The following is a 24281-nucleotide window of genomic DNA, read 5'->3' as shown; positions in this document are numbered from 1 at the left end:
AGTAGTTTTTAATATCTTATAAAAACGGTACAAAAATATTTAAAGTATAATTTTTAGCCTTAGCTTTTTACCATTATCCTTAAAAAATTGATTTCATCTTTAAGGTGCTGAATCTCTGCTCTCAGGCTTTCAACAAGGATGTTGTAAACTTCTTTATTCGCGCCATTTAGCATTTGGCTGTCGTCAGAGTCAATTTCGGTAATAGTTTCGTTAAACATGTAAGAGATGTTTACGTTAAGTATCCTGGCTATTTTAAGAAGCTTTACAACGTTTAGCCTTCTGTCATCTTTTTCAAGACGGCCATAGTTACTTTGTGTAACATCAAGCTGTTGCGCCATAGTTTCCTGAGTTATGCCTTTATCTTCTCTTAGTTTTTTAATTCGTTGCCCAATAATGTTCATAAAAGTTATTTTTAAAGATGCTTAATAAGTAAGGTTTGACATAAAAGTAGAAAAGAAGAGTACGTCAGAAAAAGTATCGGACAAATATTCGATATAATGCACTTTTTTCCCCACGAACGGTAGATAAAAAATAATTATATATCTATTTTTTGATAGTTATAAATTAATTATTCTTCAAGGATTACATTTTATGAAGGTAATGTGTTGATGCTTTATTTGGGGAAAGAATATTTAGAGAATGATTTTTTTATCTCGTAAAAATTGTTGGTAAGTCTTTATTTTTAAGTCTTTACGGATGGGTGTTTCTGTGACTGGTTTCAGGCTTTGTATAATGGTGTGGAATGTTTATTGCTAAAGGGAGGTTGGCGTAATATAAAAAAGTGTATTTTTTTTAATATTTAATAAATGATTTTTTAACCGGTCTGTTTTAGATGAGACTGGTTATTTTTTTGCTTTATAGTAAGCATAAAAAAACCCGCATTTGCGGGTTTTTATTATTGTGCGATAATCGATCTTGAAATTACGATTTTCTGTATCTCAGATGTCCCTTCGTATATCTGTGTGATTTTTGCATCACGCATAAGTCGTTCTACGTGGTACTCTTTTACATATCCGTTACCTCCATGTATCTGTACGGCTTCGATGGTTGTATCCATAGCAACCTGAGAAGCGTATAGTTTAGCCATAGCGCCACTTAGATCGTAGTTATTGTGTTGGTCTTTGTCCCATGCAGCTTTAAGGCAAAGGTGGCGTGCAGCTTCGATAGAGACAGCCATGTCTGCAAGTTTGAAAGCGATTGCCTGGTGGTTGCAGATTTCTGTACCAAAAGCTTTACGCTCTTTAGAGTATTTTAAAGCTAACTCGTAAGCTCCTGAAGCAATACCCAAAGCCTGTGAAGCGATACCGATTCTACCGCCGGCTAATGTTTTCATTGCAAACTTGAAACCAAATCCTTCTTCACCAATCCTGTTTTCTTTAGGAACCTTTACGTCAGTAAACATTAACGAGTGAGTGTCAGATCCACGAATACCAAGTTTTTGTTCTTTCGGACCTATTTCAAATCCTGGCATGCCTTTTTCAACAATAAGTGCATTGATACCTTTATGTCTTTTGTCAATATCTGTCTGAGCGATTACAAGGTAAACATCTGCAGTACCACCATTAGTGATCCAGTTTTTAGTACCATTTAAAAGATAATGGTCTCCTTTATCAATTGCAGTTGTTTTTTGCGAAGTAGCATCACTACCTGCTTCCGGCTCAGAAAGACAGAAAGCACCAATTACTTCACCTGTAGCAAGTTTTGTAAGGTATTTTTGTTTTTGCTCTTCAGTACCAAACGTCTGAAGACCCCAGCAAACAAGAGAGTTGTTTACCGACATAACTACTGAAGCTGAAGCGTCAATTTTAGAGATTTCTTCCATTGCCAGTACATAAGAAATTGTATCAAGGCCGCTTCCCCCATATTTAGGGTCTACCATCATACCAAGAAATCCAAGTTCTCCCATTTTTTTAATTTGTTCAGTCGGGAAAATCTGTTTCTCGTCTCTTTCTATTACACCAGGAAGTAATTCGTTCTGTGCAAAATCACGCGCAGCTTGTTGAATCATCAGGTGCTCTTCAGTAAGTTTAAAATCCATAATAATTAAATTATATTTTTTGTTTTATTGCGTCCAAATGTAGCTATTAAATGTGAATTTTTCAATATGAATGCGTAATTTTAGCCTCGCGATGAAAGAAAACTATAACGTTATAGGAGTAATGTCAGGAACTTCGCTTGATGGCGTGGATTTGGCACATATTTTTTTTACCAATAATACAGGTAAATGGGAGTTTGCAATAGCGGAAACTATTACAGTTCCATATTCCGATCTATGGGTAAAACGCCTTAAAGAGGCTGTAGGGTATAGTGAAGATGAATTAACCCTTCTTAATAAAGAATATACTGCATTGCTTGGCGGTGTTATAAAGTCATTTATAGAGGGTAATGGAATTAATGATCTAGATGCTGTTTGTTCTCACGGTCATACTATATTACATCAGCCGCATAATGGTTTTACGTTGCAGATAGGTAATCTTCCTGAAATCGCTTCTATTATTGGAGTGAAGACTGTTTGCGATTTCAGGGTGCAGGATGTTCAGCTCGGGGGACAGGGTGCTCCATTGGTACCGATAGGAGACAGACTGCTTTTTTCCTCGTATCGCTATTGTCTTAACCTGGGCGGCTTTTCAAATATTTCCTTTGAAGAGAAGGGCCAACGTATTGCTTTTGATATCTGTCCGGTAAATACCGTTCTTAATTATTATGCTAACCAATTAGGTTTGGAGTATGATGACAGGGGATTGATAGCTGCAAAAGGGAAGATGTTGTTGCCGCTTCTTTCAGAATTGAACTCGCTTGAATTTTACAAACTTCCGTATCCCAAATCTTTAGGGTTTGAATTTGTTAAAGAAACAGTATTGCCCTTAATAGATAGCTATAATGCTTCTGCGGAGGATAAAATAGCAACTTTTACTGAGCACGTTGCCCAACAGATAGCTAATACAATTATGAGTATAGGTCCGGGAGAGCTTTTGGTAACGGGAGGAGGTGCCTATAATGATTTTTTAATCGGAAGGCTAAAACAATTGCTTCAGGATACAGTGATAGTTGTTCCGGATGATAAAACCATACAGTTTAAAGAGGCGCTTATTTTTGCGCTCCTAGGTGTATTAAAGTTGCGAGGTGATGTAAATGTCTTAAGTAGTGTAACAGGAGCGGCACACGATCACAGCTCTGGTTCTGTATATGAGTCTTAAAGTATTCCCATTTTCTTAATTGCCTCAATAAGTTCGTGGTCGTCACCGCCTTTTCCCTGAAGCAGCATGTTTTTCATTTGTGCTTTTCTTTTTTCAATAGCGCTTAAGGAAAGCGGTACATAATTAGGGATGTTTTTGGTTAAAATGCCTTCCGAAAGGCGCATAAGTATTTGCTTGTCGTAATTGTCAAGTTTGTAATTGTCAAATACTTTGTCCTTTAAAGACTTTACAATTTTATTGCTGAGATATGTGTCACCTCCATAGATTATCTTAAATGCATTTAGAAACTCATCTATATCAATGTCACTTTTGCATAATATTCCCTGAGGATTGATTTCTTTAATGAGTCTGTCCACCAGCGATGCTTCACTATGCATTGTTAATATAATTATGATACAGTCCGGAATTGTTTTTCGGATAAGTACTCCTAAATCAAGTCCTGAAAATATATTTTGCTCCGGATAAGGAGGAAGGCTAAGGTCTAGGTAAGCAACGTTAAATACCGTACCGCCGTTTTGAGATGCAGTAATAAGCTTGTAGGCCTGTTCACAATCTAGTGCTTTAGTGAAAATAAGATTGTGATCTTCGAACTCTTCGTCCGATAGTACATTTACATATCCGTTAACGGTCATTGGATGATCGTCAACAATTAAAATATTTAAATCTTCTCGCATAAGCTTCTCATGGTTCCAACAAAATTAACAAAAATTACGGGAAAACCGTAAAATTGTCAGGTCAAATGTTTTTAAATTGCGCAAAATTTTCTCTGTTAAGAAGTGCAATATTCATACCTGATAGTAGATGATAACAAAGATAATGCCAAGGAAACCTTAAGGAGATTTGAGGATTTCCCGGAATTCTATTGCGTTGGAGTTGCTGAAAACAGAGAGGATGCAATCAATAAAATTCTGGAGCTACAGCCGCAGTTGGTTTTTCTGGAAATCTGTCCTAAAAACAAGAAAAGTAACCTTTCTTTGGGTATCATATCTGAGTTGTACCGTTATATAGATAATGTTCCATACTTTATTGCTTTGACGGCTTCCCCGAAATATGCATTTGAAGCAATTCAGGCAGGGGTGTTCGATTATTTATTGACGCCACTAAATCAGTTCGATTTAAGAAAAAGCCTTTTGAAGTTCCAAAAGACAAACCCTGCTATAGCAAACAGTACTATTTGCATAAAATCATACGGAGATTATCAATTTGTTTCTTTGCACGATATAGTTTATTTGAAAGCTGATAATAACACCACTGATTTTCACCTTCAAAACGGGCGCAAACTTACGGCGTATAAAACCCTGAAACATTATGAGGCTAATTTGCCATTTTATTTTTTCAGGATTCACAATAGCTATATTGTGAACAGTAACTTCATTTCAAGAATTAATACCGGTAAATCATTATGCTACTTGAATAATAGTGATTTGTCTATCTCTTTCTCTAAAACTTTTAAAGATAATATTGATACTATTATCAGGAAGATAGCTCCCGATTATCTTTAAAGATTCAGCTTTCAAGAGTTTTAACTAAAAATTAGTACGTGTTTTTAACCTGTAATTTTTTTGTAGACTCTATTCATTTGTTTAGTAGTGTTTTGTGTTGATGTTTTAAATTGTGTTGTTTTTGTTAATTAACATTTTTTTTGGATTACAATTCTTCATTTACCCTTCAAATCGGTCGAGTTACTCGTGTATGGATGTGTTCTACTAAACCTGCTGTAAATCATTGTGTCAGTAAGGTTTTACTGAGTAGTTTTGCTTCAGAATCAAACGGGAAATACGAGGTTCTGAACAAAGAATTTAAAAAAATCATAACATCTAATAAAAACCTTACTATCATGAAAAAAATTATCCTTACACTTTGCTTAGTTGCTTTTGTTGGCTCATCTCTAGTTTCTTGTTCTGCTGATGACAGCGAAATCCAGGATACTAAAGCAGGATCTTTTGATATAACTCTCCCTATTGATAATGGTGATAAAGATCTTCCAAAACCTCCAATCAGAGCGTAACTATATAATATAAAAATCATTATTTTTGAGGCTGCAGTTTATAATAAACTGCAGCCTCAAAAATTATAATGATACGCCAACTTCAATTATTATTAATAGGGTTATTGCTTTTTGCCACTTCATGTAAAAAAGCAACTGTCCAGAATGGAAGCTCTGATAGCCATTTGGATAGTATGGTCATGTTGTCTCGCAGAGATGATATAGACAGGGAAAAAAGAGTAGCCTATGCTGATACGCTTTTTAATGCTGTTTCCGATAACAGAAATGATTCTCTTACCCGCTATTATATGAGGGAGGCGGTAGTGAGTTATTATAATCTTGATGAATATGATAAGTCAATACATGCCAGTAAAAAGGTTTATGACTTTGGTAAAAGAGCCAATGATACTTTATCGATGGCTAAAGGACTTCACTTTACAGGTGTTTCTTATTATGGAAAAGCAAATAACGATAGTGCTCTTTATTATTATAAAGATGCAGAAGATTTATATGTAAAGTTTAAAGGAGCAGAGGCCAGGTCGGTAGGCGAAACCATTTTGTATAAGGCTTATGTTTATTATGATGCAGGTTTGTTTGCAATGTGTGAATCAGAGGCTTTTAAGGCTCAAAAGTATTTACGTATTGACAATAAAGCTACAGATTTATACAATTGTTATAATCTTATTGCTTCTTCTCTGGATGGACAGGATGATAATGATGAAGCGATAAAATATTACGAGATGGCCTTTGATGTTATCGATGATTTTGAGAAAGAAGGATTTAGTGGTGGTCAGATTGCGTTAAACAAAGCTTCCTGTTTTAATAATATGGGAGGTGTTTATGTGAAAATGGGGCAAAACAAAAAGGCTATCGAAATTTATAACCAGGCGTTAACTATGCCGGGCGTTAAGGAGCAATCGGGGCTTTATGCAAAACTGCTTAATAATCTGGCAACAGCCAAATATAAATCTGGCGACAATTCTCAGCTTCCTGAACTTTTTTATGAATCGCTTGCGATACGTGAGGAGCTAGAAAAAGAAGCCGGGATTATCGCGAGTAATGTGAGTCTCGGTGAATATTTTTTATATAAAAAAGATACTGTAAAAGCAATCAGTTATCTTACAACAGCCTATGCTAAAGCGAAAGCTAATAAAAGTAATTCTGATATATTGTCAAGTCTTAAGCTTCTTACGGCTATAGATAAGGTTAATAATGATTATTACATGCGAAGGTACATAAAAGTGAATGACAGCCTTCAGAAGATTGCGCAGAATACCAGAGATAAATTCGCACGAATTGAGTTTGATACCGCCAGAATTACTGATGAAAAAGAGGCTCTGGCTAAAAAGAATAGCTTTATTATAGGAGTGTCTATTGTAGTTGTGTTATTTATTGCTGCGATATTTATAATCTATTACCTAAATTCAAAAAACAAAGAACTCTTGCTTGTTCAGGAGCAGCAAAAAGCAAACGAAGAGATTTACGAGCTTATGTTTGAGCAGCAGGGGAAAATAGAGTCGGCAAGAACTGAGGAGAAATCACGTATTGCTATGGAACTGCACGATGGTATTTTGAATAATATATATGCCGTCCGGCTGAACCTCGAATTTATCAATAAAAAAGCAGATGAAGAATCTGTTTTAATGCGAAAAGGATATATTAAAGAGTTACAATCTATTGAATCAGAGATACGGGGAGTTTCACACGACCTTAGCCGAAATGCACTTTTCAATCAGGAGCAAAGTTTTGAAAGTATGCTGGGCTTTATGATTACTTCACAAAAAAATACATTTGATACAGAATTTGAAGCCGACATTGATCCATCTATAGATTGGGAATTGATGACTAATATTTGTAAAGTAAATGTGTACAGAATAATCCAGGAGGCATTACAAAACATAAATAAATATTCGGGGGCAAGCCATGCAAAAGTAACGGTTAGTCATAAAGATAATAATGTTATTGTTACGGTTGCTGATAATGGAGTTGGTTTTGTTCCTGAAAAAGCTAAAGGAGGAATCGGTTTAAGAAATCTGAAGAAACGTGCCGATGCTCTTCAGGGAATATTGCAAATTAAATCGCAGCCAGGGAAAGGGGCGGTTGTTGAATTCTCATTTCCGGTTTAATTATTCTGTTTAAAATGAAGAATTCACATTTATATGTTTCATATATTTGTGCCGATTTATAAAAATACAAACAAATGAAAGATTTACTAAGTAAATTTGAAAATAAACAACCTGAAATAGTATTCAACTGGAAAGATTCTGAAACGGAAGCTGAAGGGTGGACAGTAATTAACTCTCTTAGGGGAGGTGCTGCTGGTGGTGGCACAAGAATGAGAAAAGGACTTGATATGAACGAAGTGCTTTCGCTTGCTAAAACAATGGAAGTGAAGTTCTCAGTTTCTGGTCCTGCAATCGGTGGAGCTAAATCGGGTATCAACTTCGATCCTGCCGATCCTCGTAAAGAAGGAGTTCTTAAAAGATGGTATAAAGCGGTTTCTCCACTACTAAAAAGCTATTACGGTACAGGTGGTGACCTTAATGTTGACGAGATACATGAGGTTATCCCAATGACTGAAGAATGTGGTGTTTGGCATCCGCAGGAAGGTGTTTTTAATGGACATTTCAAACCAACTGAAGCTGATAAAATCAACAGAATTGGGCAGCTGCGTCAGGGTGTTGTAAAAGTTATCGAAAACCCTGCCTTCTCTCCTGATGTAAACAGAAAATATACTGTAGCCGATATGATTACAGGTTATGGTGTAGCAGAGGCTGTTGGTCATTACTACAAAATTTACGGAGGTTCTATCGAAGGTAAAAAAGCAATCGTTCAGGGCTTTGGCAACGTAGGTTCTGCTGCGGCTTTCTACCTTGCTAAAATGGGTGCTAAAGTTGTAGGTATCATCGACCGTGATGGGGGTGTTATGAATAGCAACGGATTCACTTTCGAAGAAATCACTAAATTGTTCCTTAATAAAGATGGTAATAAGCTTGTAGCTGATAACATGGTTCCGTTTGAGACAATCAATGAGGAGATATGGAAAATGGGTGCTGAGATATTCGCTCCATGTGCTGCATCAAGACTTGTTACTAAAGAGCAGGTAGATAACATGATCGCTAACGGTCTTGAGGTTATCTCTTGTGGTGCTAACGTTCCGTTTGCTGATAAAGAGATCTTCTTTGGTCCAATTATGGAAGCTACAGATAGCAAAGTGAGCCTTATTCCTGACTTTATTTCCAACTGTGGTATGGCAAGGGTATTTGCTTACTTTATGGAGAAAAAAGTTAGCATGACTGATGAGGCTATCTTCTCAGATGCTTCAGAGATCATTGGTAAAGCAATTGCTAATGTACACGCTCTTAACTCATCTAAGCAAAACATAAGCCACACGGCATTTGAAATTGCACTTAAGCAGTTAGTATAAGCTATACGATAAATAAAAATAGTATTTTTGAATGACAGATTAACCTCTGTCATTTTTTTATTTATGACATACAAAGAAACTACAGAATGGATGTTTGCCCAGTTGCCAATGTACCAGCTACAGGGGGCATCAGCCTATAAAATAGACCTGACCAATACGCTTCTGCTGGCAGAGCATTTAGGGAATCCTGAAAAGGAAATTAAAACAATTCACATTGCGGGAACCAATGGAAAAGGCTCGGTGTCGAATATGCTGGCTTCGATATTACAGGAAGCCGGTTACAAAACAGGATTATATACTTCGCCGCATTTAAAGGATTTCAGGGAACGTATTAAGATTAATGGAGAGGATATCTCTGAAGCATTTGTTGTTGATTTTATAGCGGCTAATAAAACCTTTTTTGAAGCCAATCATCTTAGTTTTTTTGAGATGACTGTTGGTTTGGCTTTTGATTATTTCAGAACAGAAAAAGTTGATATAGCAATCATAGAGACAGGTCTTGGAGGAAGACTGGATTCTACGAATATAATTACGCCTTTAGTGTCGGTTATTACCAATATAGGTATGGATCATACACAGTTTTTAGGTAATACGATGACCGCAATTGCAGGTGAAAAGGCAGGCATTATAAAAAAAGGTATTCCTGCGGTTATAGGGGAGTATAATGATGAGACAAAACCTGTTTTTGTTGCTAAGGCTAAAGAATGTAATGCTCCGTTGTATTTTGCCTCTGATGAGGTTGTTCAGGATTACCCGTCAGATCTAATCGGTGATTACCAAAAACAGAACAGGAAGACGGTGCTAAAAACTATTGAGCTGTTACAGGACGAATTCCAGATTTCTGAAAACGCTGTAAAAGTGGGTTTGCTTCATGTTGCCCGAAATACAGGTTTTATGGGCAGATGGCAGCAACTGCATAATAAGCCTACAGTAATTGCCGATACGGCTCACAATAGTCATGGATTAAAAATTGTGATGTCGCAATTGCAAAAGCAGGAATACGAAACGTTACGCATTGTTTTTGGAGTTTTGAATGATAAAGACCTGACAGAAGTTTTGCCTTTAATGCCTAAACAGGCAGTTTATTATTTTTGCAGGCCGGATATACCACGTGGACTGGATGCAAAAAGTCTTAGTGATGCCGCCGCAGAATTTGGTTTAGAGGGTAAAATTTACGGTTCCGTAACCGAAGCATATCAAAAAGCACTGGAAGATTCGGCTGAAAACGACTTTATTTATGTTGGAGGCAGCACTTTTGTGGTAGCTGAGGTTCTATAGCTACTATGGTGATGAAAAAAAATGCTTTTTTTTCATTTCGTAATGTTTGTGCATTGTGTTTTGTAACAGAAAGTTATTGAAAGCTTAACGGATAAAGCGGGTTTGGATTGAAAAATAATTAATTTTTTTTCAAGATTATGTTTGCAAATATCAAAAACCGCCCTATATTTGCACTCGTAATAATGAAGCAAACATCGCGACAGAAATTACAAAATACGGGCGATTAGCTCAGTTGGTTCAGAGCATCTCGTTTACACCGAGAGGGTCGGGGGTTCGAATCCCTCATCGCCCACAAGAAAAGCTTCAGTGAAAACTGAAGCTTTTTTTTATTAATTACTTTCTACAAGCTCAATATCCATAGTTTTTATGAGTCCGTCTTCAAAGGTGTAAATGTGCTTTACAGTTCCGTCAAACATTAAATTTCCCTCAAGGTCTTTTACGTTCTGATGTACTCTCACTTCCACGCTTCCGTTTTCTCTTTCGGAAAAGCCGACAGTTTCAACTTTCGGGTTTATTTCTTTCCACTGCCTTGTCCAGTATTGTTTTATTTCCTCGTGGCCGCTAATATAACCACCTTCCCATGCTTTAGACCATTGAACGTCTTCCTGCATGGTTGCAAGTGCATTGTCAATGTTCCTTTCGTTAAATGCGGTATATGCTTTGTCAATGATGTCTTTAAATTTTGTCATTTTGATTGATTTTGATTTCTGCTAAGATAGGAATTATCCATTTTTGAATATGGGATCAGTGTATTGTTTATAATCATTTCCTCAGATTATTCCTATACGTATAAGTACGCGTTTTTGCTGTTGCGTACAAACCCCTGTTTTTAATCATGATGGTTTTAGGTAGGTTTTTTTATCATAAGTTTACCGTGGATTGGTAACGCTTTCCGGTATTCAACTAACTTTAAATTACTAATTTATGAAACAAAAAATTACTTTTCCAACTTCCTTTGTTGTGTTGGCAGCTATTGCATTTACTGTAAGTAGCTGTCGTAAAAATGACAATACTGAGGAAGGCAAAGAACTCACCGCTATGGCTGAAACTCCTGTTAGCGGTGCATTTCAAAACCACCGTGACTCAGTACCTACCAAGGAGCAGTATGGTAATCCTTTATTTGTTCTGAGCCATGATTATCCTACAGAGGTTAAAGATGTCATTAATCCTTCTTGGCAGCAGGCACTTAAAGGCAAGCCTATCTCCGAATCGAATGTGTTTGCGTATATGGATTCATTAAAAAGCTATATAGCTCCTAATGTCAAGCCATTTTTTACAGATAATAAGAATTGGACGTCGGCTAAATATGGTTGGTTTAATGAACCCTGGATTGGTTCTGAGAGAGAGGCTATTCTAGGGGCTTATCTAGGCAATGGGAATCCTGCGGGAATGTTTAAAAGCCTAAAAGAAGATGAGGCCGGGTATGCATTAGTGTTCTACGATTCTGTTGCCGCATATACTGTAGGTCAGCTATGGGGTAAAACAGGCGAGAAAGTTAATCTTACTAAAGAATCGGGGCAGTTTAAAGAAGGAAGTATTGTTGTGAAACTTGCTTTCTCAAATATTAATGCGCCTAACTGGCCTGTACTTAAAGGGGCTGAGACCTTAAGTGTTTATGATACTATTGCAACTGCTGAAAATCCTAAAAAAGGGTATCAGGTTCGCAAAGTGAGCTTCTTCCAGATGGATGTGATCGTTAAAGACAGTAAGACTGCACCTAAGACAGGTTGGGTTTACTCAACTTTTGTGTATGATATGGATGCCAAGGGTGATTTTTGGGATAAAATGGTGCCACTTGGCGCTATGTGGGGCGACGATCCGGATGTAAACAGTCCTATTACACCTCCGTATCCTAAACTATATGAAACGATAATCAATCCTAAAGCTCCTTTTTACAGCAAAGAAACACTGGGTTGGGGCGGAAGGTTAAGTGGTCCTAACGATGGTGCTGTAGCTTTGGAGGCAGTTGATGTAACAACGGGTAAAGTTTATAAGAATCTGGCATTGTCTTCTTGTATGAGTTGTCATAGCCCGGCTCAGGCAAAACTAAAATCGTTCCTGCTTCCAGGTCCTAAGCAAACTACCAATAACCTGATGGTATACACGCCTGGTAGTGCTGACTGGATGCTTTGGTTCAGGGATAATTATGGTGATGTTCCTTTTGATGAAGGCCAAATAGCACTGGATTATGATATGGCAATGGCTGCTAAATCTATCCCGGCTTATAATACTGCTATGGCGAAAACGGCAACGTCGGCAAAGAATGCTAAAGTTGTTGCTGTTGACAACGAGACAGCTGCTACCGTTAAGGCTTTTACAAAATACAGGCATCGTAATATGAAAAAATAGGTAGTGCCCTATTATTGGTTGTTTATTGATTAAAACTACCCTGACAATAATGTTAGGGTGGTTTTTTATTCTTGTCTTGTTTGTTAAAACTCCTCCATAGCTTCAAAAGTCATAGTTTTTCCTGTAACCGGATGCACAAACTCAAGATAGGCAGCATGCAGGTGCAGCCTGTTGGCAGCAGTGCCATACAGGTCATCGCCCACAATAGGTGCATTTAGTCCGAGTTCATGGGCAGCGTGCATGCGTAACTGATGGGTGCGTCCTGTATGTGGCCAAAAATGGACTTTTGTGGTTGTTTCTGTTCGCTCAATGGCTTTCCAGGTAGTGTGAGCCTTTTTTCCAAAGTCAAAGCACACCAACTGTCTTGGCCTGTTGTCAAGGTCGCCACGTAAAGGCAGTTTTATTTCTCCGCTATCTTCTGCAATAACTTTTGCGAGCACTGCAGAATAGCGTTTGTTTACGGTGCGTTTCAGGAATTGTTTCTGGATGTCTTTGTGTGCATCTTTCGTTTTTGCAACTACTAATAATCCAGAAGTTGCCTGATCCAGCCTGTGAATGATAAGCGGTTCGATACCGTTAAGTATATATTTTAATCGTGTATAAACCGAATCGTTTATCAATATACCCGGAACTGATAACAGATCGTCAGGTTTATTTACCACAACAAAACTGTCGTCTTCATAAATTATTTTGAGTTCTTTGCCTTCTCCAATGTTTATCAAAAACGGGTTTTCGTCGGTCTCTATGCCTTCGAGCATATGTTCTAATATAGGTTTGCATTTGCCGTTGCATGCCGGGTAGAACTGTTTGTGTTGTCTTATTTCCGATTTAGGAGGGGACCCCCACCAAAATTCCGCCATGGCTAAAGGTTTATAACCATGCAGGAATGCATATTGCAAAAGTTTTGGAGTGGCGCATTCACCTGCTCCTGCCGGTGGTTTTCCAAATACGGTATTCCCAAATATTGACTGAAGGCTTTTAGTTTTGCCGTCTTTGTTTAAGAAAGAATATTGTTCAAAGAGTTGTAGTTGTAGCGCTGCTGATTTCTCTTTGCGATCTTTTTTTAATGTTTCAATTCTATCCTGATATATTGAAAGTTTCTGCTGAACTTCTTCCAGTTTTAGTTTCCATTTTTCGGTCAGTAACCTGAACTGATGATTGTCGTAATGACTAAAACGTATAAGGTAGGCATCAAAACGATTATAGTCTTCTTCGCTGATAACATTCTTTCTCCGTTCACGTAAATCTTTACGATACGCTTTATTTATTTTGAGCTGTTTCTTAAAAGTTTCTGTCTCTTTAGCTGCCTGTAGGGTAAATGATTCTAAATCGGCTTTGAGTGACAGATACTGTTGATCCGCTTCAATTGTTTTTACTTCGTCATTAATGCTGTTTAGGATATATTGTTCTTTTAAGAAAAAACTATCTTCAAGAAGCATATCAAAAACAGGCGGGACAAACTTTGGGTGATCGTTAGAATCTGCAAGTTTTCCTGAGAAAGCTGACAAGTATCCTAATTTACCTTCGTCATCTTGAACAATCAAAACACCAAACATTTTGCCTATAACCAATCCTTCCTGATCTTCTTTAAGCCCAAAATTATGGTCAAGATCGGTAAGACTTTCCAGGTATTGCTGCAATTCTTCGGCGGCAATTTTAGTCAATGGATGAGGTTCGTAAAGAAACGGGAACGTAAAGCGTTCCGGTAAAGATATGCCTGTTATTGTTTCTTCGTTAAAATATGTAATCCTTTCGGAAGTGTTCCTGCTCAATGTGAGTATGTTTAGGCTGCGAAATTAATTTATCTGATTCATTAATTCAAATGGGTGGATTGTTTTAACAGGACTGTCTGACTTGTTCCGTTTATTTTGTCGTATTTTGCAGTAGTACCTGAATGATTTTATATGGATGATGAAAAATTCATTTTCTGCCTTGAAGCAGTTGATGATATTGAAAAAACCGGGGTTACTGAAGTGGTAACAATTCTCGAAAAACTTGCCTTTGAGCAGGGGATAGGGAGTATCTACAAGACCTGTGATACTATTGAAGGGCTTGAGGATAGCTTAAATGCACTTTTGTATGATGATCATAATTTTAAAAATTATGAGATCATCTATCTTGTAATGCCGGGAGAGCAGAATACAATTTGTCTTAATGGTTACTATTATAGTATTGAAGAAATTGCTGAATTATTTGAAGGAAAATTAAGAGGTAAGATCCTTCATTTCGCTAATGAAAAAGTTCTGGATTTAAGTTCTGAAGAAGCACAGTATTTTTTAGATATTACAAATGCAAAAGCAATATCGGGTTATGGTCATGCTTATGGTAAGCAAAGTAGCAGCGGTCTTGATCGTGCTTTCTTTGGATTGTTTGAAGATAGTGATGATGTAATCGAAATTGTAGAAGAGCTACATCAAAAATATTATGCGTTGTGCAAACTGCTTGATTTCAGATTGTATTATTAAAAGAAATGCTCCTTTTTTAGGAGCATTTCTTTTATATCAGTTCAAGTGTTCTCTCTAGAGCCATGCCTCGCGAGCCTTTGATAAGTATTGTTTTTTTCTCAGGTTTTAAATTGCTAAAGTTCTCCTTAAAGGTGTCAAAACTTTCAAAGAAATGCATGTGGGTTACCTGAGCCTTACTATTGTAAAAATCTTTGCCTACAAAATAAATTTCAATTCCTTCTTCATTCACAAGTGACTGAACAATTTTAGCGTGTTCTTCGTGACTTTCCTTGCCTAATTCAAACATGTCTCCCAGAACGGCGATTTTGTAGCTTTCTTCAGTGTCAAGCTGAAGGAAGTTGGCGATAGCGGCCTGCATACTGCTTGGGTTGGCATTATAGGCATCCAAAATGATATTGTTACTATTCTTTTCAAGTAATTGCGAACGGTTATTTGATGGAATATAACCTTCAATAGCATCTTTTATTTTTTCATCACTTACTTTAAAGTGATGTCCGATAGTAATGGCAGCGCTTATGTTTGTCGCGTTATAAATACCTATGAGGTGTGATTTTATATCCTGTCCGTTATATTTTATCGTAACCATTGGATTGGCTGATGCAGCATCAATTCTTACGTCGCAGTTGTAGTTATCTATTGCAAATGTATAACGCGACATATCTTTGGTTTTTTCACGCTGAATAGGGTCATCAAGATTTACAAAAGCAGTTTTGATGTTCTCCTTCAGATAATCATATAATTCGCTTTTGCCTTTAATAACGCCTTCATAACCTCCAAAACCTTCAAGGTGTGCTTTTCCAAAATTAGTTATATAGCCAAAGTTAGGTTCTGCTATAGAGCATAAGAAGGCAATTTCCCTTTGGTGATTAGCACCCATTTCTACGATACCTATTTCAGTTTCGTGGGTAAAGGATAGTAGGGTAAGAGGTACTCCGATATGGTTGTTAAGATTGCCAATTGTGGCAGTAGTATTGTATTTTTTTGAAAGAACAGCGTTGATAAGTTCTTTGGTGGTGGTTTTTCCGTTGCTGCCAGTTAAGGCTATTACCGGAAGGCCAAGTTCACGACGATGATGACGTGCAAGATTTTGTAATGCCGCAAGGCTATCAGGAACCAAAAGCATATTGTCGCCTGTTTTATAAGCAGGATTGTCAATCACTACATATTTTGCCCCTTTTGAGAGCGCTTCAGCAGCAAAGGTATTGGCATCAAAATTATCTCCCTTCAGGGCAAAGAATAACGAGTCCGGAGCTATTTTTCGGGTATCTGTTGCTATGCTTTTACATTGCAGGAAATAGCTGTAAAGTTCTTTGGTTTCCATGGAAAGTATATAAAAAAATAAAAGCCCTAAGATAGGGCTTTTATTGTATTTACATAAGATGAAACTTAATTAGTTTCTAGCTTTCTTTTTGCTTGATTTTGGACCTACTTTAGACATAGCACAACGGAATCCGATGTAGTCTGTAGCCATATCCTGTGGGAAGTATCTTCTTTGTGCAGGGTCTAGCCAGTAAGCTCTGTCTCTCCAAGATCCTCCTTTGTATACACGAACGTTATCGTTTACAAGAGTAGTTCTTTTTGAAGATTTGTCATACTCTCTTACCATGTTGCCAAGGCTATCTTTAGTTACAAGGTGTTTTGGAGAGTCATACATTCTTTCTGATTCTTTTTCAGTACCTTTTTCTTCATCAGTACCACTGAAATCGTAGTAACGTGTAGATTGTCTGTCACCATCTCTGAAGTTTCTGTTGTCACTTCTTGTATAGTTTTGTCTTAGGTAAGTATCGTCAGTTGTAATTTGCTCCTGAGAAATTTGACCAGGTAGGTTTCTGTATTGGATTTTACCATTAGCAAGTGTATCATACTGAATGTTGTCAGTAGTTACGATCTCAGCTCTTCCGTCTTCACCAATTTTGTTTTTCATATAAACGTTACCTCTGTAGTAGTTGAAGTCGTTAGCTTCGTCATCTACGATAGGACGATAAACGTCAGCTACCCATTCTGCAACGTTACCAGACATATCATACAGACCAAAGTCGTTTGGTGGGTAAGATTTAGCCGGAGCTGTGATATCAGCGTTGTCATCAGACCATCCTGCAATTCCTCCGTAATCACCTTTACCTTGTTTAAAGTTGGCAAGCTGATCACCTTTTGAAGTTCTTTTTCCACTACGAGTGTAAGAACCTTTCCAAGGGTATTTTTTATCTCCTCTGTAAAGGTTGTACTCACGGTTACCTACAAGAGCAACAGCAGCATATTCCCATTCAGCTTCAGTTGGAAGTCTGTATTCAGGAAGAATGATACCTGAAGTTCTTTGTGCGTATACGTTAGTAGCACCTTCTTTGTTTGCTAATTTGTTTCTTTGGCCTTTAAGAACGATTTCCTCGTTACCACCGTACGATTTAGTAGGGCTTTCTAGGTAAGCCTCAGTACTGAATGTAGTTTCAGCAGTTACGTCAAGTACTTTTGCGTCTCTTTTAAGGTATCCTTCTCTTTCAAGTACAGATTCGTTAACACGGTCTGTTCTCCATTTAGAGAATTCTACAGCCTGTATCCAGTTAACACCTACAACCGGGAAGTTAGAATATGCCGGGTGTCTTAGGTAGTTATTTGTCATTGTTTCATTGTAACCAAGAGCACTTCTCCATACAAGAGTGTCTGGTAAAGCACCAACATAAATGTTTTTATAGTTCTCTTCTGTTGGAGGGAAAACCCTTTTTAACCAGTCAAGATACTCCATGTACATTACGTTAGTAACCTCAGTTTCGTCCATAAAGAAAGACTGAACGTGTTGCTGTGTTGGAGTGTTGTTCCAATCGTGCATAACATCGTCCTGAACTTTACCCATAGTAAATGTTCCACCTTCTATCTCTACAAGCCCCGGAGCAGTTTCCTGCTTTTTGTACTTAGAGTTGTGTTGGAATCCACCTTTCTTGTCATTGATCTTCCAGCCTGTAGCAGTGGAATTACCATTTGACCCTTTTTTACTGCACGCAGTAAAACCAAATGCCATCGCAAACGCGAGAAGCAACTGTAAAGCCGTGATTTTGTTAACTTTCATCTTTCAGTAGGTAAATAAATTTCGTGGCGCAATATAATAATTAACCGTTAAACCGCAACACGTTTTTAAAATTTTTGTAAAAAATCTAAAATTATGTTAAATCTCTTATTCTATAACGCCTATTTTGAAGTAATATTGCAGGCGGGTAAAAGAAAAAATTTTCCTTTTGCTGTAATATATCTCGCATAGCTGCGTTCTCTCAATGATGAAAAACAGATTATTCTTTTTTACTCTACTATATTCAATTGTTTCTTTTGCGCAGCAAAGGGGTGAAATTGTTTTGAACTGGACAGACAATGTTAAGTCTTTTCTTGTAGAAGAGGCTTTAGTTTTGCCGGAATTTCAGGCTCAATATCTCGATTATGACGCGAATACAAAACAATTGTTTTTCTCTTATTCTTTTCCTGTTTCCGGTCCGGTAGATCAAAAATCATTGCAAATCACTAATGTGGTTTATGAAAGTATGACTTCGGATAAGTTGGGGACACTTTCTGCATCATCTGTCCCGTCGGCTATTAATGCTTCTATAGCTGCTTCGAAAGCAAGAGACAAATGGATGGCCGGGATTAGGCTGTCTCCTATTATAAAAGAAGGTGGAGGGTATAAAAGGATCAAATCGTTTACCTATAGTTATAATGCTTTTGCCGGAGAAACGGTTACCTATGGGGTTAATGATTTTAATGTTATTTCAAATTCAGTACTTTCTTCTGGAAGCTGGTTTCGTTTTTATGTAACCAAATCAGGGGTATATAAAATATCACGTGGTTTTCTGCAGCAATTAGGTTTGGATGTTAATGTAGATCCGCGTAATATTAAAATATATGGTAACGGCGGTAGAATGGCACCTCTTAGGAATAGTGTTGATTACCCTGCCGATCCGGAAGAAAATGCGATAACTTTTATTGGCGAAGAAGACGGTAAGTTTGATAGTGCTGACTATATTCTTTTTTATGCTGAAGGTGTTGATAACTGGAGTCAGGAAAACGGCTCGCACAATAATCTGTATGCGGATAAGTCATACTATTATGTTACATCGCAGGGTGGTCCGGGTAAGCGTATAACAACTATGGGGCAGCCTTCGGGAGCGCCTACACTTACTACGGCAGTGTTTGATGAATATCAATACTATGAAAAGGATCTTGTTAATATCGCGCGACTTGGACGTAAATGGCATGGAGATCCTTTTAATGTAAATAATGAACAGGAGTTTAAATTTACCATTCCTGATATAGAAGCTGTCGCAGCTACTGTAAAAGTTAGTGCGGCTGCAAATGCTCCTGTGCAAACCTCTATGGTAATAAAAGTAAATGGTCAGGATCTTGGTGCGCTTCGCTTTAAGGTGCCTGGTGAACATGATGCTGCTGATGACGGAGGTGTTACTGTTAATGTGGGTGATAATGGTCCGGTGTCTGTTTCGTTCACTCCCTCAGGAAATGATATAACTGTAGGGCTTACTTATAATAACAATGGTGCTCCGAGTGCTAATGCGTGGTTAGATTATGTTGTGGTTCAGGCTAAGAGAAAATTGCAGGGTAACGGGAAGCAGTTTCGTTTCCAGTATAATGATGCAGCGACCAATAATGGAGTAATACAGTATAATCTGTCTAATGCGACAGGAATAAATCAGGTTTGGGATATTACAGATATATATAATGTAGGTAAAATACAAAACGAGGGACTTCAGTCGCAATTTTCGTTTAAGTCTACATTAGGAGAGGTAAGGAAATATATTACGGTAGTTTCGTCAGATTACTATACGCCATTACGTGATAGTCAGACCCGTGTTGCTAATCAAAATATAAAGGGTACTATTTTTAATGGTTCTAACGGTCAGTTTCAGGATGTGGATTATCTTATTGTAACTCCTGCGAATCTTAATTCTTCTGCTGAAAACCTTGCTAATATTCATCGTAAGGAAGGAATGAATGTAAAAGTGGTTAATCTTGAAAATATATATACCGAGTTTTCTTCGGGAAAACAGGATATTGCTGCGATTCGAAATTTGGTTAAATATATTTATTTGAATGCATCGTCTCCGGACAAAAGAATAAAATATGTAAATCTTTTCGGCGATGCGTCATTTGATTATAAGAACAGGATTCCGAATAATACTAATGTAGTGCCTATAATGCAGGGGTATGATCCAATTCCGGCTTTTAATAGTTATAGTACGGTAACAACATTTACTACGGATGATTTTTATGGCCTCATGGATCCGGAAGAGGGTGCTATGCTTGATTCCGGGAGCGAAGGGCTTGATGTCGCTGTTGGAAGGATGCTTGTGAATGATAAAAAGCAGGCGGATGAGATGGTGAATAAGGTTGCGGAATATAAAGCGTCTGAGGCGTATGGCAGATGGCGTAATGATTTTATTGTTATTGCCGACGATCTTGATGGTAGCGGTTCTTTAGGTTTTGTGGATACGCTGGATGATATGACGAATGAGCTTATTGCGGCAAGGCCTTTTGTGAATGTCAGGAAAATATATACAGATTCTTATGTGCAGGAGTCTTCGGCGGGAGGGCAGCGCTATCCTCAGGCTAAAGAGGAATTGATAAGGGCGATTAATTATGGTGCTCTTATTGTTAACTATTTAGGGCATGGTGGAGAAGATGGCATGGCAGGAGAGCGTATCTATGAAAAAAAAGATGCTGATAATCTTACTAATAAACATAAGTACCCTGTTTTTATAACGGCTAGTTGTGAAATAACCAAATTCGATAATCCTTACAGGCCTACAGTAGGGGAATATACTTATTGGAATGCTCAAGGTGGTGCTATAGGTTTGATAAGTACTACAAGAGCGTTATATATTACTGTTGCTGAAAACTTTACGCCGTTGATGGTGAAAAATCTTTATGCTTACGGACAGGATGAGTTTCCTTCGGTAGCGGAAGCGCTTCGTGTTTCTAAGGTAACTATGAATAACAAAAATATCAGGATGGTGTGTTTTATTGGGGATCCGGCGCTTAAGCTGGCTATTCCTAAGCCTGAGATAGTTCTGACGGAAATAAATGATATTCCCGTAGCAGATTTTACGGGAGCTCTTAATTCCTTAGCTTATGTAAAGTTGGAAGGTAAAGTAGTGAATGGCTCGGCGACGGCAACCAATTATAATGGAGAGCTTGAGGTAACTGTTTTTGATAAAAATATTAACAGGCAAACGCTTGATAATGATCATATGGGCAAAGTGATTCCGTTCTCTACGCTTGGTGAGACAATATTTAGGGGTAATGCATCGGTTACTAATGGTTTGTTTGAGTTTGGGTTTGTGGTTCCGCGTGATATTAAGATACCTGTTGCAGAGGGGAGAGTGAGTTTGTATGCTTCACGAACAACAAAAACAGATGACAGGCAGGGGTATAGTACTACTGTAAAAGTGGGAGGTGTAAATCCTAATCCGGAAGCAGATACGACAGGCCCAAAAGTAAGGCTGTATATGAATGATGAGTCATTTGTTTCAGGGGGTATTACAAATGCTTCACCAATATTTCTTGCTTTTCTTGAAGATGAGCATGGTATTAATACAGCGAGTGGTATTGGACATGATATTGTTGGGATTCTCGATGGAGATGAAAACAATCCTTATATTATGAATGATTATTATGAGGCGGAAAAAGATAACTACCAAAGAGGTTCGTTGCGTTTTCCGTTTAGTAATCTCGAAAAAGGACTGCATACCATAACGCTTAAGGCGTGGGATGTGTATAATAATCTTGTTACTGCTGAAATCCAGTTTGTAGTTGTAGGTGATGAAGGGCTTACGCTGGATAAGGTGCTTAATTACCCTAACCCTTTTGTGAGCTATACCGAATTTTGGTTTAACCACAACAGGCCTTTTGAGCCTCTTGATGTACAGGTTCAGATATTTACCGTGACAGGTAAGGTGGTTAAAACAATAAACCAATCTGTTACTACCGATGGGTTTTTGTGCCGCGATATAAAATGGGATGGAAAAGATGATTTTGGCGATCGGATAGGTAAAGGAGTTTATGTGTATAAGCTCACTGTAAGGTCGACTGTTACTAATAAAACAGCAGAAAAGTACGAAAAGCTTGTATTGCTGTAAAAAACATTATATTTGTGACCCTTTAAATTTTTAAAATAAGAATGAAAAAGATTGTATTAATAGCGCTGTGCCTTTTAGGAGTGCAGTTTGCCAAAGCCCAGGTGACTGATAGTAGAGTGATTACTACAGCAGTTCCTTTTTTAACAATAGCCGCTGATGCCCGTGCTGCCGGTATGGCAGATAACGGTGTTGCAACGTCTTCGGATGTTTATTCACAACAGTGGAACCCGGCAAAATATGCATTTGCTTTAAAAGAGCATGGTCTATCATTTAGTTACACTCCTTATCTGACAGATATCGCTAATGATATATCTTTGGGTCAGGTGACTTATTATAACAGATTTAATGAAAGAAGTGCCTTTGCGGGTAGTCTTCGTTACTTTGGTTTGGGTGATATTGAACTTCGTCAGAATCCTGATGATCCTGCAGTAGTTAGGTCTCCAAATGAGCTTGCTGTAGACTTGTCGTATTCACTTAAGCTTGATGAGCAGTTTTCAATGGCTATAGCCGGACGTTTTATAAGCTCTAACTTAAAAATACCTGAATCGGCAGGAGGGGGTGATGCCAGTGCAGCTACAACTTTTGCTTTTGATGTTGCTGGTTTCTACCAGTCTGAAGAAATTGCTTTTTCTGATTTCAATGGACGTTGGAGAGCAGGTTTTAATTTTCAGAACCTTGGTCCTAAATTAAGCTATGATAACGATCCGGAAATGAGTGCAAACTTTTTGCCTTCTACAATGAAGCTTGGCGGTGGGTTTGATTTTATTTTCGATGAGTATAATAAGTTAGGTGTTAATCTTGAGCTGGCAAAACTTTTAGTACCTACCCCTAAGGAGGTAACTGATAGAAATGGCGATGGCAATATTAATGCAGACGATCAGGCAATTGTTAACGAGGAATACAATGATATAGGCTGGGTTTCAGGTATCTTTAAATCATTCGGCGATGCGCCGGGAGGTTTTAGCGAAGAACTTAAAGAGGTTACTTATTCAGTAGGTGCTGAGTATTCTTATCAGGATGCCTTTATGTTCCGTTTGGGTTATTTTAACGAGAACGAACTAAAAGGGGCTCGTAAGTTTTTCTCTCTTGGTGCCGGATTCAGATATACCGTAGTTAAGATTGACGTGTCTTACCTGTTCTCTGCTTCTCAGGTTAGAAATCCTCTTGAAAACACATTACGTTTCTCACTTAGCTTCAACTTCGGAGACGACTGGGACGAATATTAGTATAATATATAAAATAAGGGATTCATTTGAATCCCTTATTTTTTGTTTAATAACAAAGGCTTTTGAGTTACCCCAAAAAATAAACAAAATACTTAGCTTATTTTTTTTTGTTATTGATGGGAAGTAGTATTTTTGCCTTTCGCAAATTTGTGTGAGGAAACTATTTGCGGTCACAGAAAACATTTTTTATAAAATCACATCAGCAACAATAATTTAGCCCAATGAAAGAAATAACAAAAGAGGTTTATCTGAAGTGGTATGAGGATATGCAGTTTTGGAGAAAATTTGAAGACAAACTTGCAGCTTTATACATTCAGCAAAAAGTTAGAGGTTTCCTTCACTTATATAACGGACAGGAAGCTGTCCTTGCAGGAGCATTGCATGCAATGGATCTTTCAAAAGATAAAATGATCACAGCTTACCGTAACCACGTTCAGCCAATAGGTATGGGAGTGGATCCTAAGAAAGTTATGGCAGAGCTTTTAGGTAAAGCAACAGGTACTTCACAAGGTCTTGGAGGGTCGATGCACATTTTCTCAAAAGAGCATGGATTCTACGGAGGTCACGGTATCGTAGGTGCTCAGATACCTGTAGGTGCAGGTATGGCATTTGCCGATAAATATTTTAATACAGGTGGTGTAACCCTTACTTATTTTGGTGATGGTGCTGCACGTCAGGGATCGCTTCACGAAGCTTTCAATATGGCGATGCTTTGGAAACTTCCTGTAGTTTTTATTGTAGAGAATAACGGTTATGCAATGGGTACTTCTGTTGAGCGTACTGCTAACCACACAGATATCTGGAAACTTGGTCTTGGGTATGAAATGCCATGTGGACCTGTTGACGGAATGAACCCTATTAAAGTTGCTGAGGCAATGCACGAGGCAATGGAAAGAGCAAGAAGAGGAGACGGACCAACGTTCCTTGAAATGAAAACATACCGTTATCGTGGTCACTCAATGAGTGATGCACAGCACTATAGAACTAAAGAGGAGGTTGAAGAGTACAAAAAAATCGACCCTATTACTCAGGTTCTAGATATTATTAAAGAAAACAACTATGCAACAGAGGCGGAGATCGAGGCAATTGATCAGAGAGTAAAAGAGCTTGTAGAGGAGTGTGAAAAATTCGCTGAAGAGTCTCCATATCCGGACTTAAGCGTAATGTACGACGTTGTTTACGATCAAAAAGATTATCCATTCTTACCACATAAACTATAATT

Annotated in this window: 18 protein-coding genes and 1 tRNA gene; 12 read left to right on the top strand and 7 right to left on the bottom strand. The window is 37.8% G+C overall.

What is annotated here, in order from left to right; all coding sequences use genetic code 11:
• Positions 1 to 59 precede the first annotated feature (59 nt).
• Together ACFSR3_RS04800 and ACFSR3_RS04795 are read right to left on the bottom strand one after the other, a co-directional pair.
• Complete coding sequence (locus tag ACFSR3_RS04800; RefSeq protein WP_114757542.1) at positions 60 to 401, bottom strand: helix-turn-helix domain-containing protein; 342 nt, start codon at positions 399 to 401, stop codon at positions 60 to 62.
• Between the two features lie 494 nt (positions 402 to 895).
• The gene (locus ACFSR3_RS04795) at positions 896 to 2038 is read right to left on the bottom strand and encodes an acyl-CoA dehydrogenase (RefSeq protein ID WP_379819948.1); all 1143 of its coding nucleotides are present in this window, start codon (positions 2036 to 2038) and stop codon (positions 896 to 898) included.
• Positions 2039 to 2129: 91 nt separating this feature from the next.
• On the opposite strand from ACFSR3_RS04795, the gene ACFSR3_RS04790 reads away from it, so the two are divergent.
• Positions 2130 to 3197 carry an anhydro-N-acetylmuramic acid kinase gene (locus tag ACFSR3_RS04790; RefSeq protein ID WP_379819947.1) on the top strand — a complete coding sequence of 356 codons (1068 nt, stop codon included), beginning with the start codon at positions 2130 to 2132 and terminating at the stop codon, positions 3195 to 3197.
• Here the strand turns inward: ACFSR3_RS04790 and ACFSR3_RS04785 are convergent.
• Positions 3194 to 3871, bottom strand: a complete 678-nt coding sequence (locus tag ACFSR3_RS04785) for a response regulator (RefSeq protein ID WP_379819946.1) — start codon at positions 3869 to 3871, stop codon at positions 3194 to 3196. The genes ACFSR3_RS04790 and ACFSR3_RS04785 overlap by 4 nt on opposite strands.
• Positions 3872 to 3973: 102 nt before the next feature.
• On the opposite strand from ACFSR3_RS04785, the gene ACFSR3_RS04780 reads away from it, so the two are divergent.
• From ACFSR3_RS04780 to ACFSR3_RS04755, 6 genes are all read left to right on the top strand, one after another.
• Entirely contained in the window at positions 3974 to 4699 is a 726-nt protein-coding gene (locus ACFSR3_RS04780) for a LytR/AlgR family response regulator transcription factor (protein WP_379819945.1), read from the top strand.
• Between the two features lie 335 nt (positions 4700 to 5034).
• Positions 5035 to 5205: a hypothetical protein gene (locus ACFSR3_RS04775; RefSeq protein WP_158537859.1), complete on the top strand. Its 171-nt coding sequence runs from the start codon at positions 5035 to 5037 to the stop codon at positions 5203 to 5205.
• 68 nt (positions 5206 to 5273) lie between these two features.
• A complete protein-coding gene (locus ACFSR3_RS04770; RefSeq protein WP_379819944.1) occupies positions 5274 to 7310 on the top strand; it encodes a tetratricopeptide repeat-containing sensor histidine kinase in 2037 nt (678 codons plus the stop codon).
• 74 nt (positions 7311 to 7384) lie between these two features.
• Positions 7385 to 8611, top strand: coding sequence for a Glu/Leu/Phe/Val dehydrogenase dimerization domain-containing protein (locus ACFSR3_RS04765; protein WP_379819942.1), 1227 nt, complete (start codon positions 7385 to 7387; stop codon positions 8609 to 8611).
• 63 nt (positions 8612 to 8674) lie between these two features.
• Positions 8675 to 9889, top strand: a complete 1215-nt coding sequence (locus ACFSR3_RS04760) for a bifunctional folylpolyglutamate synthase/dihydrofolate synthase (protein WP_379819941.1) — start codon at positions 8675 to 8677, stop codon at positions 9887 to 9889.
• A gap of 217 nt (positions 9890 to 10106) precedes the next feature.
• Positions 10107 to 10181, top strand: a tRNA-Val gene (locus tag ACFSR3_RS04755).
• A gap of 37 nt (positions 10182 to 10218) precedes the next feature.
• On the opposite strand, the gene ACFSR3_RS04750 is transcribed toward ACFSR3_RS04755, so the two are convergent.
• Positions 10219 to 10578 (bottom strand): nuclear transport factor 2 family protein, encoded by a 360-nt coding sequence (locus ACFSR3_RS04750; RefSeq protein WP_379819940.1) that lies wholly within the window; start codon positions 10576 to 10578, stop codon positions 10219 to 10221.
• Between the two features lie 235 nt (positions 10579 to 10813).
• On the opposite strand from ACFSR3_RS04750, the gene ACFSR3_RS04745 reads away from it, so the two are divergent.
• Entirely contained in the window at positions 10814 to 12238 is a 1425-nt protein-coding gene (locus ACFSR3_RS04745) for a hypothetical protein (RefSeq protein WP_379819939.1), read from the top strand.
• Positions 12239 to 12321: 83 nt separating this feature from the next.
• Here the strand turns inward: ACFSR3_RS04745 and ACFSR3_RS04740 are convergent, their stop codons facing one another.
• Positions 12322 to 14010, bottom strand: a complete 1689-nt coding sequence (locus tag ACFSR3_RS04740; protein WP_379819938.1) for an RluA family pseudouridine synthase — start codon at positions 14008 to 14010, stop codon at positions 12322 to 12324.
• 132 nt (positions 14011 to 14142) lie between these two features.
• Here ACFSR3_RS04740 and ACFSR3_RS04735 point away from each other — a divergent pair, with 132 nt between their 5' ends.
• Positions 14143 to 14703 (top strand): DUF6642 family protein, encoded by a 561-nt coding sequence (locus tag ACFSR3_RS04735; protein ID WP_379819937.1) that lies wholly within the window; start codon positions 14143 to 14145, stop codon positions 14701 to 14703.
• A 31-nt stretch (positions 14704 to 14734) separates the two neighbouring features.
• Here the strand turns inward: ACFSR3_RS04735 and ACFSR3_RS04730 are convergent, their stop codons facing one another.
• Positions 14735 to 16024, bottom strand: coding sequence for a UDP-N-acetylmuramoyl-tripeptide--D-alanyl-D-alanine ligase (locus ACFSR3_RS04730; protein WP_379819936.1), 1290 nt, complete (start codon positions 16022 to 16024; stop codon positions 14735 to 14737).
• A gap of 69 nt (positions 16025 to 16093) precedes the next feature.
• Complete coding sequence (gene gldJ, locus ACFSR3_RS04725) at positions 16094 to 17764, bottom strand: gliding motility lipoprotein GldJ (RefSeq protein WP_379819935.1); 1671 nt, start codon at positions 17762 to 17764, stop codon at positions 16094 to 16096.
• A 202-nt stretch (positions 17765 to 17966) separates the two neighbouring features.
• Between gldJ and porU the strand changes: the two genes are divergently transcribed.
• From porU to pdhA, 3 genes are all read left to right on the top strand, one after another.
• Positions 17967 to 21833, top strand: coding sequence for a type IX secretion system sortase PorU (gene porU, locus ACFSR3_RS04720; protein WP_379819934.1), 3867 nt, complete (start codon positions 17967 to 17969; stop codon positions 21831 to 21833).
• A 41-nt stretch (positions 21834 to 21874) separates the two neighbouring features.
• Positions 21875 to 23059: a type IX secretion system outer membrane channel protein PorV gene (gene porV / locus ACFSR3_RS04715; protein WP_114757529.1), complete on the top strand. Its 1185-nt coding sequence runs from the start codon at positions 21875 to 21877 to the stop codon at positions 23057 to 23059.
• Positions 23060 to 23280: 221 nt separating this feature from the next.
• The gene (gene pdhA, locus ACFSR3_RS04710) at positions 23281 to 24279 is read left to right on the top strand and encodes a pyruvate dehydrogenase (acetyl-transferring) E1 component subunit alpha (RefSeq protein WP_379819933.1); all 999 of its coding nucleotides are present in this window, start codon (positions 23281 to 23283) and stop codon (positions 24277 to 24279) included.
• The last annotated feature ends 2 nt before the right edge of the window (positions 24280 to 24281 follow it).

The sequence above is a fragment of the Flavobacterium suzhouense genome (assembly GCF_042684765.1).
Lineage (GTDB): Bacteria > Bacteroidota > Bacteroidia > Flavobacteriales > Flavobacteriaceae > Flavobacterium > Flavobacterium suzhouense.
Note: the sequence above shows the minus strand (reverse complement) of the source record. Positions and strands in the feature narration are given on the sequence as shown.